A 262-nucleotide genomic window follows, 5' to 3' on the forward strand; every position below is an offset into this window, starting at 1 on the left:
ACGGCAATAAGCTCGAGTAATCCCTTTTTGTTCCGTAAGCGGGTAAAATATATGTCTTTTGATTCTTTTATCTCTGACCCCGGTTCGGTGCCAGCTGAACGGGTTGACAGACGTAGTTGACTTACGCCAGCTTGAGCGATAGATGGTTCAAGAAGAGAAACAATAGTCTCATCTGAAATGCTTGTAATGCTAACACTATTCTTACTGGAGTATTTGGCGATATTTACATAGCTTTGCAGCAGTTTAGGGCCATGCTCATAAT

The 262-nt window shown here is 42.0% G+C and carries 1 protein-coding gene; it reads right to left on the reverse strand.

The window, feature by feature from the left end; all coding sequences use genetic code 11:
- A partial coding sequence (locus SB717_RS37035; RefSeq protein WP_410908078.1) for a hypothetical protein occupies positions 1-262 on the reverse strand: 262 nt, incomplete at both ends.

It is taken from the genome of Priestia sp. SIMBA_032 (genome assembly GCF_046535215.1).
Classification (GTDB): domain Bacteria; phylum Bacillota; class Bacilli; order Bacillales; family Bacillaceae_H; genus Priestia; species Priestia aryabhattai.